The sequence below is a fragment of the Rhizobium sp. 1399 genome (assembly GCF_031455475.1).
In the GTDB taxonomy this organism is placed as follows: domain Bacteria; phylum Pseudomonadota; class Alphaproteobacteria; order Rhizobiales; family Rhizobiaceae; genus Rhizobium.
Window position 1 is genome coordinate 327,967 of sequence record NZ_JAVDSU010000004.1, and the last position, 12,111, is coordinate 340,077.

At 60.2% G+C, this 12,111-nt stretch carries 10 protein-coding genes; 3 read left to right on the forward strand and 7 right to left on the reverse strand.

Annotated features, from left to right (window positions below; genetic code table 11):
• Positions 1-25 precede the first annotated feature (25 nt).
• Positions 26-397, forward strand: a complete 372-nt coding sequence (locus J2X71_RS15945; protein WP_003547430.1) for a response regulator — start codon at positions 26-28, stop codon at positions 395-397.
• A gap of 19 nt (positions 398-416) precedes the next feature.
• Positions 417-1,790 carry a PleD family two-component system response regulator gene (locus J2X71_RS15950; protein WP_310382979.1) on the forward strand — a complete coding sequence of 458 codons (1,374 nt, stop codon included), beginning with the start codon at positions 417-419 and terminating at the stop codon, positions 1,788-1,790.
• 762 nt (positions 1,791-2,552) lie between these two features.
• Here J2X71_RS15950 and rpmG read toward each other — a convergent pair.
• The 5 genes from rpmG to topA all read right to left on the reverse strand — a co-directional run bounded on the left by rpmG (position 2,553) and on the right by topA (position 9,854).
• Positions 2,553-2,720, reverse strand: a complete 168-nt coding sequence (gene rpmG / locus J2X71_RS15955; RefSeq protein WP_003587245.1) for a 50S ribosomal protein L33 — start codon at positions 2,718-2,720, stop codon at positions 2,553-2,555.
• A gap of 93 nt (positions 2,721-2,813) precedes the next feature.
• Complete coding sequence (locus tag J2X71_RS15960; RefSeq protein WP_113323302.1) at positions 2,814-3,998, reverse strand: MFS transporter; 1,185 nt, start codon at positions 3,996-3,998, stop codon at positions 2,814-2,816.
• Positions 3,999-4,249: 251 nt separating this feature from the next.
• Complete coding sequence (locus tag J2X71_RS15965; protein ID WP_310382980.1) at positions 4,250-4,702, reverse strand: DUF983 domain-containing protein; 453 nt, start codon at positions 4,700-4,702, stop codon at positions 4,250-4,252.
• A 122-nt stretch (positions 4,703-4,824) separates the two neighbouring features.
• On the reverse strand, positions 4,825-7,194 hold the full coding sequence (gene rnr / locus J2X71_RS15970; protein ID WP_310382981.1) for a ribonuclease R: 2,370 nt from the start codon (positions 7,192-7,194) through the stop codon (positions 4,825-4,827).
• A gap of 2 nt (positions 7,195-7,196) precedes the next feature.
• Complete coding sequence (gene topA / locus J2X71_RS15975) at positions 7,197-9,854, reverse strand: type I DNA topoisomerase (RefSeq protein WP_310382982.1); 2,658 nt, start codon at positions 9,852-9,854, stop codon at positions 7,197-7,199.
• A 256-nt stretch (positions 9,855-10,110) separates the two neighbouring features.
• Between topA and J2X71_RS15980 the strand changes: the two genes are divergently transcribed.
• Positions 10,111-10,317, forward strand: a complete 207-nt coding sequence (locus tag J2X71_RS15980; RefSeq protein ID WP_113323306.1) for a hypothetical protein — start codon at positions 10,111-10,113, stop codon at positions 10,315-10,317.
• Here J2X71_RS15980 and dprA read toward each other — a convergent pair.
• Both dprA and plsY read right to left on the reverse strand, forming a co-directional pair.
• Positions 10,297-11,445, reverse strand: coding sequence for a DNA-processing protein DprA (gene dprA / locus J2X71_RS15985; RefSeq protein ID WP_310382983.1), 1,149 nt, complete (start codon positions 11,443-11,445; stop codon positions 10,297-10,299). The two genes, J2X71_RS15980 and dprA, sit on opposite strands and share 21 nt — an antisense overlap.
• Complete coding sequence (gene plsY / locus J2X71_RS15990) at positions 11,445-12,065, reverse strand: glycerol-3-phosphate 1-O-acyltransferase PlsY (RefSeq protein ID WP_113323308.1); 621 nt, start codon at positions 12,063-12,065, stop codon at positions 11,445-11,447. The genes dprA and plsY overlap by 1 nt, the downstream gene beginning before the upstream one ends.
• Positions 12,066-12,111 lie beyond the last annotated feature (46 nt).

Consider the following 12,111-nt stretch of genomic DNA (forward strand, 5'->3'; position numbering starts at 1 on the left):
AGAGCGGACGTAGGGACAGCTAATCATGCCCAAACAGGTGATGATTGTAGAAGATAACGAGCTCAACATGAAGCTCTTTCGCGACCTCATCGAGGCCTCGGGCTATACCACGATCCAGACCCGCAACGGCATGGAAGCGCTTGATCTTGCGCGCAAACATCGCCCCGATCTTATACTTATGGATATTCAGCTTCCGGAAGTTTCCGGCCTCGAAGTCACCAAGTGGCTGAAGGAAGACGACGAACTGCATGTGATCCCGGTCATCGCCGTCACAGCCTTTGCCATGAAGGGCGACGAGGAGCGGATCAGACAGGGCGGCTGCGAGGCCTATGTCTCGAAGCCGATCTCCGTTCCGAAATTCATTGAGACGATCAAGACTTATTTGGGCGACGCCTGAGGCATCGGAAAAAAGATTCATGACTGCGCGAATACTGGTTGTTGATGATATTCCGGCAAATGTGAAGCTGCTCGAAGCGCGGCTGCTGGCCGAATATTTCGACGTGCTGACCGCGGCCGATGGCTACGAGGCGCTGGCGATCTGCGACCGCAACCAGGTCGATCTCATCCTGCTCGACATCATGATGCCCGGCATTGACGGTTTCGAAGTCTGCGAGCGGCTGAAGGCCAATCCGAAGACCGCTCATATCCCCGTCGTCATGGTCACCGCGCTCGACCAGTCGGCCGACCGCGTGCGCGGCCTGAAGGCCGGTGCCGACGACTTCCTGACAAAGCCCGTCAATGACCTGCAGCTCATTTCCCGCGTAAAAAGTCTGCTGCGCCTGAAGACGCTGAGCGACGAGTTGCGCGTGCGCGCCGAGACTGCCCATACGATGGGCATGGACGAGTTGATGCGCGCCGGCGACGGACGCTCCGACGAGGCGGGACAGGTGTTGCTGGTCGACAGCCGTGCCAACTCGCAGGAACGCATCATCAAGGCGCTGAAGCCCGTCGCAGACGTGGTCGCCATCTCCGATCCGCAGGCAGCTCTTTTCGAAGCCGCCGAGAGCGCCTTCGAACTCGTCATCGTCAACGCCAATTTCGATGACTACGACCCGTTGCGACTCTGCTCGCAGTTCCGCTCGCTGGAGCGGACGCGTTTCCTGCCGATCCTCATCATCACGGAGCAGGGCGCCGATGAAATGGTGATCCGCGCGCTCGATCTCGGCGTCAACGACTATATCGTGCGCCCTGTCGATCCGAACGAGCTGGTCGCCCGCAGCCTGACGCAGATCCGCCGCAAGCGCTACAACGACCGTCTGCGGGCCAGTGTCAAGCAGACGATCGAACTCGCTGTCACCGATCCGCTGACCGGTCTCAACAACCGCCGTTATCTCGACAACCATCTCAATGTGCTCTTCAACCGCTCGATGGCCCGTGGCCGGCCGCTCTCGGTGCTGATCACCGATATCGACCGCTTCAAGCAGGTCAACGACACCTATGGCCATGACGGCGGCGACCAGGTGCTGAAGGAATTCGCAAACCGCGTGCGCTCTACCGTCCGCGGCGCTGATCTTGCCTGCCGTTACGGCGGGGAGGAGTTCGTCGTCGTCATGCCGGACACCTCGCCGGAAATTGCCGCGGCCGTTGCCGAGCGCCTGCGCGCGGCCATTGAAAGCACGCCGTTCCTGCTGAAGTCGTCGGGCGAAACGCTGAATATTACGGCCTCCTTCGGCATATCCTCGCGCATCGCCTCGGTCATAACGCCCGACCAGCTCATGAAGCAGGCAGACCTTGCGCTCTATGAGGCGAAGAATACCGGGCGCAACCGCGTCGTAGCCTCCGCCGCCTGACGACATAACGTTCCGTAATGCGTCGCTTTCGGTTATCCACTGGGAGTAGCTGAACCTTACGAATATTTAATGTTGTTGGCTGCGACGAAGGCGCCGGTTTTCCAACCCGATAGCCAAAAAATGGACTTTAAAGCGTGTTTCTTCCGATAACACGTATCGCCTGCTTCAGAAAGCTAGAGGCGGCGAACGCAAAAAGAAGAGCGGACTATAGTTGCATCCTGATTGTCTGGCCCCTGTAAAACGTATTTCACAAAACGTAACGCCGACTCCTTACGTAAGGGGAGGGGCTGAGGTGTTATTGTAATATATTTCTGAAATTCTTGCTGATATCAAATATTGTCCTTTTGGTAAAAGAGATTTGGTTGCGTCTTTACACGTGCCAAAATTGGACTTTTAACCATAGAATCATACTCGGAAATTTTACCATTAAGAATTTGTTGATTTTCTTTCATTTTTGCGCAAATTATCGGCTCAGAACAGAAAACGCTCCCATGGAGGAGCTGTCGATACCCCATGATGCTCAGGTCCGCCGCATCTCCTGGGTCGTGGGGTCGGTCGGCTGGTACGCAATCTCAAACGGTTCCTCGTGCCGTTTTGCATGCTGGCCGACCCCCTTTTCGTAAAAACGCCGTCACTTCCCGAAGATGGAAGGGCGGCGTTTTTCTTTGTTTGCGCTAACATTGCTGTCAGGAAGTCCAGTGCAAACAAAAAGCGCGCTACCCGGAGGCGCGCGCTTTTTGAAAGAGCCGTGAGATCAGGTAATTACTTGATCTTGGTTTCCTTGAACTCGACGTGCTTCTTGGCAATCGGGTCGTACTTGGTCTTCGTCATCTTGTCCGTCATCGTACGGCTGTTCTTCGTCGTGACGTAGAAGAAACCGGTGTCGGCCGTCGACAGAAGCTTGATCTTGATAGTGGTAGCCTTGGCCATGGTCGTCCTGCCTTTAAGAAAATGAAAGCCGTGGAAAACCGGATAGGCTCCACGGCAAATTCTGGCGCGAAACTACGAATCTAGCCCGAAAAGTCAAGCCCGCTTTCCGAGGAAAAGCAGTCTTATGCCGGCAAGCAAGGCATAAAGCCCGAAGAAACCGGCAATTGCATAGGCAAAACCGTTGTTTCCGGCAACATCGATAGCAGCGCCGATTACCTGGGGGCCTGCAACGGTGCCGACGGCATAACAGAAAACGAAGGCCGCATTGGCCGCCGCAAGGTCCGAACCTGTCAGCCGCGAGCCGAGATGGCTGAGACCGACCGTGTAGAGGCCGGAGACGCAGCCGCCCCAGAAAAGCAGAAGTCCGGCCATGAGAATCCAGTTATTGACGAGGACCGGGAGCATCATCGTTCCGACGAAACCGGTCAGCGCCATCAGCGCCAGCAGGGGGCGCTTGTCCTTGATGCGGTCCGAAAGCAACCCGAGCGGGATCTGGAAGATGACGTTGCCGACACCCATCATGGTGAGCAGCAGGGCCGCCTGCGTTTCGGTGAAATGCGCGCGCACCGCAAAGATCGGAAAGAGCGACAGGCCGCCGGCTTCGACTGCACCGAAGATGAAGACGGCCGCGGTTGCGGTTGGCACCAGGAAGACATAGCGCATGAAATGCAGTTCCGGCTTCTCGTCCAGGACAGGGCTTTCGTGGCGGGCGATGAAGATCGGGATCGCAGCCAGCAGGATCGCGAAGGCACCGACCAGGAAGGGCAGGATGCCGTCGCTGCCTAGCAGCGAGAAGATCAGCGGCCCAGCAGCAAAGCCGAGTGAAAGGACGGTCGCGTAGATGCCGAGCACGAAGCCGCGTTTGGAAGGCGGCGAGGCCGCATTGATCCAGAATTCAGAGAGGATGAAGAGTGTGGTCGTTGCGCCGTGGAAGGCGAAACGCAGCGGAAACCACATCCAGAAGTCCTGCGCATAGTAGAAGCCGAGCGCGCTGAGCGCCGAGATCAGCACCGCCCACATCATGGTGGGCGCGACACCGTATTTATGCGCGAGCTTGGTGGTGATCGGTGCCGCCGCCATCGCCGCGATACCGGCCATAGCGGTGTTGAGGCCGATGAGGGTGGAGGAAATGCCACGCTTTTCGAGAATAATGCTGAGGAGAGGAAGGCCCAGGCCGATCGCGATGCCGACGGCGGAGATGGACGAGACGGCTGCCACCAGAGAAGGCCAATGGATTTCCTCAACATCGCCCGGTGTGCCGTTCCTCGGCTGAGACATTTATCCATCCTTAGAGAGGTATGCGGACGAATCGTCCGTCTGGAGCCACATAGAAAGACATAGGCATGCCAAATCCAAGTGACGGGCAGGGTTTCACAATATTTCTGGCATCCGCCGACGATTTCTTGAGTGTAAGCTTTCCCCGTACAAAAGATGATGACCGTGTCGATCCTCTGCAGATAGTCGGCTATGGGCCGTGGCGCTCTGGTCGCTGCCACTACACGCGAAATATGTCTGGAAGGTGAAGGTGTTCAAGCTTGCCGGCCGGGTACGTCGTAATCTTCTGGTTCGTCATCATGGCCGCCGAAACCGTGCATCTTCAGCGCCCATTGCAGGCCTATGACGCCGCCCTTGATCGGCTGAATCGAGACGAGCGCCGTGATGATGGTGATCGGTGTCCAGATGGCGAGATGCACCCAGACCGGCAGGACAAAGGCCATGTCCGTCAGCATGAACCCACCGACGACGACATGGCCGAGCACGAGGATGACGATATAGGGCGGCAGGTCGTCGGCGCGCTGGTGGTACATCGCCTCGCCGCAGGCGGCGCAACGATCGACCGGCTTCAGAAAAGCGCGAAACAGCTTGCCGCTGCCGCAGGCCGGGCAGCGGTTCAGCATGCCGCGCATGATGGAGCGTCCGAGCGGGCGCTCGACATCGGGCGTATCCCCGTAGCGGACGACCTCGTCTGTCGGTGTGCTCATCGATCTTTCCCTTCCCGGAACCAGCGCCTTTCCATTTTTCTTTGAAATATGGAAAGGCTCCGTCTCTTTCTCTTCACGCAATTCCGGACGCAAAACCGCTGCGCACTTTTGCTGGAATTGCTTCAGCGCCGCCCGCGCGGCGGCCTCGTTCCGATCTTTTTGCGAGCGCGGCTTGCGTCGCGTCGCCCCGCCTTGTGGAAGGAGCGCACAGCCGTCGGCATCTTGCGTCCCTCGCTCAGCATCTCGAAGCGCAGGGCGCCCGCAAGCGGGATCGCCTCTGCCAACCGCACAGTCACATCGTCGCCGAGACGATAGCCAAGACCTGTCTTTTCACCCGATAGCGCCTGATGCGCCTCGTCATAGATGAAGTAGTCGGTGCCGAGCGTAGATATAGGGATGAAACCATCAGCGCCATAGTCCGGCAGCATGATAAACAGACCGGATTTGGTGACGCCAGAAACGCGCCCCTCGAATTCCTGGCCGATGCGGCCGGCCAGATGATGGGCGATGAGCCGATCGACCGTCTCGCGTTCGGCCGCCATGGCGCGGCGCTCGAAGGTGGAGATTTCGGCGGAGATGTCGTCGAGTGTCGCTTCCTCGTCCGGTGTGATGCCGCCTTCGCCGAAGCCGAGCGAGCCGACGAGCGCACGATGCACGATCAGGTCGGCATAACGGCGGATCGGCGAGGTGAAGTGCGCATACTTCATCAGGTTCAGGCCGAAATGGCCGATATTCTCAGGGCTGTAGATCGCCTGGCTCTGCGAGCGCAGTACCATCTCGTTGACCATCGTCTGGTGCGGCGTGTTGTCAGCCTTGGCGAGGATGCCGTTGAAGCTGTTGGCGCGCATATTGCCGCCTTTGGCTAGCGAGATGCCGAGGGTAGCGAGGAACTCGCGCAGCACCTCCTGCTTGGCAAGCGTTGGCGTATCGTGGATACGGTAAATCAGCGGCTGGCGCTTTTTTTCCAATGTCTCGGCAGCGCAGACGTTCGCCTGGATCATCATTTCTTCGATCAGCTTGTGGGCATCGAGGCGGGGCGGCACGAAGACCCGGTCGACGGTGCCGTCAGGCTTCAGCAGGATCTTGCGCTCGGGCATGTCGAGTTCGAGCGGCTGGCGCCGGTCGCGTCCGCGCTTCATCGTCGCGTAAGCGTGCCACAGCGGCTTCAAGATTGGCTCCAGCATCGGCCCGGTCTTGTCGTCAGGCTTGCCGTCGATCGCCGCCTGCGCCTGCTGATAGGACAGCTTGGCAGCACTCTTCATCATGATGCGATGGAAGGTATGGCCGATCTTGCGGCCGTCCTTCGAGAAGACCATGCGCACCGAAAGGGCAGGGCGGTCGACGCCTTCTTTCAGCGAGCAGAGATCGTTGGAGATGCGCTCCGGCAACATCGGCACGACACGATCGGGAAAGTAGACCGAGTTGCCGCGCTTCAGCGCTTCACGGTCGAGCGGCGAATTCGGCCGCACATACCAGGAGACATCGGCAATGGCGACGGTGACGATAACGCCGCCGGCATTGTCTTCCGATGGATCATCCTCGGCATAGACCGCGTCGTCATGGTCCTTGGCATCGGCAGGGTCGATGGTGATCAGTGGCAGGTCGCGCCAGTCCTCCCGATGCGACATCGTGGCAGGCTTGGCGTCATCCGCCTCTGCGACGGCGGCCGGCGGGAAGACATGCGGAATGCCATGGGCGTGGATGGCGATCATCGAGATCGCCTTTTCCGACGCGACGGAGCCGATGACCGAAAGCACCTTGGCACGAGCCAGGCCAAACCGGCCGAGGCGGGCAATTTCCACCTCGACGAGATCGCCGTCCTTGGCGTCGCCCTTGTATTCAGGGTCGATCACCATTTCCTCACCGCGCCGCTCGATCGGCAGCAGGCGTCCGGCCCCCCCGGGGGCATCCTTGAAGACGCCCATGCTGGCGCCGCGCCGCTTGTCGATCACCTTGATGATGCGGGCCGTATAGGCGGGGCCACCTCGATCGACGGCCGGGAAGATCTTGGCGAGGATGCGGTCGCCGAGGCCAGCAACGGGCGACTTCCCCTTGCCCTGACGGCCAGCAGGCGATTGCTGGCGGATGGCGACAGCGGGTGCTACGCCCTGATCCTCGGGCCACTCGGCCGGGCGGCCGATCAGCTCACCATCCTTGTCGCGGGTGGTGATGTCGAGCACGGTGACGGGCGGCAGCGCACCGGGCCGGATCAGCGACTTGCGGGTCTTCTGCAGCATGCCTTCCTGCTCCAGCTCCTGCAGCAGGTGCTTGAGCTCGACACGGTTATCGCCCTTCAGCCCAAAGGCCTTCGCGAGCTCGCGCTTGGAGGCTTTCTGTGGATGATCGGCGATGAAACGCAGGATGACTTCGCGCGACGGCAGGGCGCCGTGAACGATATTCAACGGCTCAGGCGCAGGTTCCCTGCTCGCGCGTCCGAATTTTCCCGGGCGCTTGCCCATGGCTCTCGTAGTCTCGCGCGGTTCTTTCGCCACTCTCAGCTCTTTTTCGTTTTCGCCGGCGCTTTTGCCTTGGTTGCCTTCGGCTTTGCGGCGGTCCTCGTCGTCTTGGCTTCAGCGGCCGCAGCCTTCGGCTTCGCCGCCGACTTGGCCTTGGTCTTGCCGGCGGGAGCCTTGCCTGCCTTTTCTGCAATCAGCGCCAGCGCCTCTTCGACGGTGATGGCCTGCGGATCCTTGCCCTTCGGCAGCGTCGCGTTGACCTTGCCCCAGTTGACATAGGGGCCGTAGCGGCCGTCGCGAACGGTGATCGCACCACCGTCAGGATGAGCGCCGAGTTCCTTCAGGGCTGCCGGCGTCCCGCGGTTGCCCCCCGGCGCCTTGGCCTGCTTTTCGGCAATCAGCGTCACGGCGCGGTTGAGACCGACCGAGAAGACGTCCTCGATGCTTTCCAGGTTGGCATAGGTACCGTCATGCAGCAGGAACGGCCCGTAGCGACCAAGCCCGGAAGAGATCATCTTGCCGGATTCTGGATGTTTGCCGATGTCGCGCGGAAGCGAAATCAGCGCCATCGCCTTTTCGTAGTCGATATCTTCGGGCTTCCAGCCCTTCGGTAGCGAGGAGCGCTTGGCATCCTTGCCGTCGCCGCGCTGGATATAGGGTCCGAAACGACCCGAACGCAGCGTCAGTTCCTCGCCTGTGGTCGGGTCGGTGCCGAGGTTCTTCGGCTCGTTCAGTGCAGCGCCTTCAGCCTCGCCGCCGTTTTCGGAGGAGAGCTGGCGGGTATAGTTGCACTCCGGATAATTGGAGCAGCCGACGAAGGCACCGTACTTACCGAGCTTCAGCGACAGGTTGCCGGTGCCGCAGACCTGGCAGATGCGCGGATCGCTGCCGTCTTCGCGCTTCGGGAAGACCAGCGGCGCCAGGGCTTCGTTCAGTGAGTCCAGAACGTTGGTGACGCGCAGTTCCTTGGTGTCTTCGATCTGCGAGAAGAAATCCTTCCAGAAGTCACGAAGAACCTGCTTCCAGTTCAGTTCGCCGGCGGAGATCCGGTCGAGCTTCTCTTCGAGATCGGCCGTGAAATCATATTCGACATACTTGGTGAAGAAGCTTTCGAGGAAGGCGGTAACGAGACGCCCCTTCGCCTGCGGGATCAGCTTGCGCTTGTCGATCGTCACATAGTCACGATCGCGCAAGGTAGCGAGCGTCGCGGCATAGGTCGACGGACGGCCGATGCCGAGCTCTTCCATTTTCTTGATGAGCGAGGCTTCGGAATAACGCGGCGGCGGCTCGGTAAAGTGCTGAGTCGAGTTGATCTTCTGCTTGGCGAGGTTCTCGCGCGCATTGATCTCCGGCAGGCGGCCATCCTCGTCATCAGCGTCGTCGCTCTGCTCGCCATCCTCCTTCTGATCGGTATAGGCGGCGATAAAGCCGTCGAAGCGGATGACGGAACCGACGGCGCGCAGGCCAGCCTTCTGGCCGTTGTTGTCGGCAATGATTTCAGCCGTCGTACGTTCGATTTCGGCCGATGCCATCTGGCTGGCGATACCGCGCTTCCAGACCAGATCGTAGAGACGGATCTGGTCGGCATCCAGGAACTTGCGGACGCGATCCGGTGAGCGGTTGAAATCGGTCGGGCGGATCGCTTCGTGTGCTTCCTGGGCGTTCTTCGCCTTGGTCGAGTAGAAACGTGCCTTTTCCGGCAGGTAGCGTTCACCGAACTGTTCGCCGATGGCGCTTCGCGCCGCATCGATCGCTTCCGGCGCCATCTGCACGCCGTCCGTACGCATATAGGTGATCAGACCGACGGTCTCGCCGCCAATGTCGACGCCCTCGTAAAGCTTCTGCGCGATCTGCATAGTGCGCGAGGCCGAGAAGCCGAGTTTGGAGGAGGCGGCCTGCTGCAGCGTGGAAGTGGTAAAGGGCGGTGCCGGGTTGCGCTTGACCGGTTTTGCCTCGACGCTTTCGACGACATAGCTGGCACCTTCCAGCAGCGCCTTCAGCTTGCCCGCTTCTTCGCCATTGGCGATCGAGCGCGGCTGCAGCCGCTTGCCATTGGCGGCAACCAGTCTTGCCTCGAACTCGTCGCCGCGCGGCGTTTTCAAGAGCGCCGAGAGGTTCCAGTATTCCTCGGAAATGAAGCGCTCGATCTCGGATTCTCGATCGCAGACGAGGCGCAGCGCAACCGACTGCACGCGGCCGGCGGAACGCGCGCCGGGCAGCTTGCGCCAGAGAACCGGCGAGAGGTTGAAGCCGACGAGGTAATCGAGCGCGCGGCGTGCCAGATAGGCATCGACCAGCGGGACGTCGATGTCGCGCGGATCGGCCATCGCATCGAGCACGGCCTTCTTGGTGATCGCGTTGAAGACGACGCGCTTGACCGGCTTGCCGTTGATCACGCGCTTCTTGTTCAGAAGGTCGAGAACATGCCAGGAGATCGCTTCGCCTTCGCGATCCGGGTCGGTCGCCAGGAACAGGGCATCGGAGGATTTCACCGCGTCGGCAATATCCTTCATGCGCTTGGCGGACGCGCTGTCCACCTCCCAGAGCATCTCGAAATCCTGATCCGGAAGAACTGATCCATCCTTGGCAGGCAGATCGCGCACATGGCCGAAAGAGGCGAGCACCTTGTATCCTGGACCCAGATACTTATTGATCGTCTTGGCCTTGGCAGGCGATTCCACCACTACAACATTCATGATGATTCTCTAAAAAAGATGCCGATCCGGCGGAGAGGCAGGCGTAACATGCACTGCAACATGAATACCGGCCCCCCGACATGGACAGGGAATTCGCTCTGGTCAAGAGGTTTGCTTCAATTTTACCTCTTTGCCGCGTATCGCAACCATTACGAGATTCTGAACCTATTGCAATTCAGGATGATTGCGCTATCGTTTTTGAAGTGTGGTTCGGGCTCCTGGTAAAGCAGCGCTCTCCGATTTCATAGAGACAATTATGGCGCCCAAGGCTGCAGAAAAAGACGCCGATCGCTTGGCATCGCTTGAAAACATTGCTTTCATCCGACAAATGCTCGCAGAATTGCGCCAGGTGGCAGAACGCGAAAATGCGGAGATGCTCTGTTATCTCATCGAAATGGCCTGTGTCGAAGCCGGAGACCTGCAGTCACGCATCGATAGCGGCTCAGTCGGCCATGGAAATTGAAACCAGCCCGCCGACATGGCGATGGAGCCGCCCGGCCATATCCAGTTCCAGAAGAACGAGATAGACGGCGGAAGCCGAAAGACCGGTATGACGCATGATGTCGTCGACCTCCGTCGGCGTCGGACCGAGCGCATCGATGACGAGCGTGCGATCCGTTTCGTCGGGCGGAAGCGACATCCTGCTGCCTTCGCGCTTCGGTTCTTCGGCTGACGGCAGCGAGAAGAGATCGGGCTGGGAGAGCGGCGCCAGCGCTTCCACGACATCCTCGGGCGAAGTGACGATCATCGCCCCGTCCTTCAGAAGGCCGTTCGTGCCGTGGCAGCGTGGATCGAGCGGCGAACCCGGTACGGCAAAGACCAGCCGCCCGAATTCGCCGGCCATCCGCGCCGTGATCAGCGAACCGGAGCGAACTGCGGCCTCAACGACCGCAACGCCGAGCGCGATGCCCGCGATCAGCCGGTTACGGCGGGGAAAATCACGCGCACGCGGCTCCCAGCCGAAAGGCATCTCGCTGACGGCAAGCCCGTTGCCATTCCATATCTCCTCCAGCAATCCGACATTCTCAGGCGGGTAGGGCTGGTCCAGCCCTCCGGCCATTGCGGCAATGGTGCCGGTATCGAGGCTCGCCCGATGGGCGGCCGTGTCGATACCGCGGGCAAGGCCGGAGACGACCGCATAGCCGGCCCGGCCACAGTCTCGGGCGATCATCGCCGCGAACTTCGCGCCGCTGACGGAAGCATTGCGCGAACCGACGATGCCGACCGCCGGCCTGTTCAGCACGGAAAGATCGCCCTTGACCGCGAGCAGTGGCGGCGCACCGTCGATCTGGCGCAGCGCCTGCGGATAATCAGGCTCGCCGATGCCGACGAAGCGGGCGCCGAAGCGCTGCGCCGCCTCGAGTTCGCGGTATGCTTCGGCTTCGGTGGCGATGCGGATCGAACGCGTCGCGCCGCCACGCGCAGATAGTTCCGGCAGCATGGAAAGAGCGGCTTCCGCCGAACCGAAATGATTGATGAGATCGCGAAAGGTCGCGGGGCCGACATTGTCGGAGCGGATCAGCCTCAGCCAGGCGATCCTCTGTCTCTCCGTCAGCGCAATTCCTTTTGGCTTTGCGCTGAGCGCGTCCATTACCCCTTAGCCCCGATCTTGCTTTCCGTCCCGCTGATGAGACGGGAGATATTGGCCTTGTGTTTCCAGTAGGAGATGACGCTCATAATCGCCATGATTGCCGCAACCTTTTCGTCGCCCAATATCCACAATGCAACCGGAATGACAAGCATCGCAACAAGCGCTGAAAGCGAGGAATAGCGGCTGACGAAAGCAACCCCAAGCCAGACGGCTGCAAAGAGCAGAACCATTGATGGCGCAACGCCGAGCAGCGTGCCGATATAGGTGGCAACACCCTTGCCGCCCTTGAAACCGATCCAGACGGGGAACAGGTGGCCAATGAAGGCAAAGAAACCGGCGATGATGCCCGCTTCCTCACCTGCGAAATAAGCCATGATCCAGGCGGCCGCGGCGGCTTTCAGCGCATCGAGCAGAAGCGTAGCGGCCGCGAGCTTTTTGTTGCCGGTACGCAGAACGTTGGTCGCTCCGATATTGCCGGAGCCGATGCTGCGCACATCACCAAGGCCGGCGGCGCGCGTGAGGATGAGACCGAACGGGATGGAGCCGAGCAGGTAGCCAACGACGACGGCGGCAAGCGCCAGAGGCAGGGTAATCTGCCAGGTGACAAGATCAGATATCATTTTTGTTCCCCAAGTCTTTTGCCGAGAGGATGCCCGGAAGGGCAGG

Bases quoted from the DNA above. Each gene is read 5' to 3' on its own strand.
- J2X71_RS15945 (WP_003547430.1), top strand. From the start codon at position 26: ATGCCCAAACAGGTGATGATTGTAGAAGATAACGAGCTCAACATGAAG.
- J2X71_RS15950 (WP_310382979.1), top strand. From the start codon at position 417: ATGACTGCGCGAATACTGGTTGTTGATGATATTCCGGCAAATGTGAAG.
- rpmG (WP_003587245.1), bottom strand. From the start codon at position 2,720: ATGGCCAAGGCTACCACTATCAAGATCAAGCTTCTGTCGACGGCCGAC.
- J2X71_RS15960 (WP_113323302.1), bottom strand. From the start codon at position 3,998: ATGTCTCAGCCGAGGAACGGCACACCGGGCGATGTTGAGGAAATCCAT.
- J2X71_RS15965 (WP_310382980.1), bottom strand. From the start codon at position 4,702: ATGAGCACACCGACAGACGAGGTCGTCCGCTACGGGGATACGCCCGAT.
- topA (WP_310382982.1), bottom strand. From the start codon at position 9,854: ATGAATGTTGTAGTGGTGGAATCGCCTGCCAAGGCCAAGACGATCAAT.
- J2X71_RS15980 (WP_113323306.1), top strand. From the start codon at position 10,111: ATGGCGCCCAAGGCTGCAGAAAAAGACGCCGATCGCTTGGCATCGCTT.
- dprA (WP_310382983.1), bottom strand. From the start codon at position 11,445: ATGGACGCGCTCAGCGCAAAGCCAAAAGGAATTGCGCTGACGGAGAGA.
- plsY (WP_113323308.1), bottom strand. From the start codon at position 12,065: ATGATATCTGATCTTGTCACCTGGCAGATTACCCTGCCTCTGGCGCTT.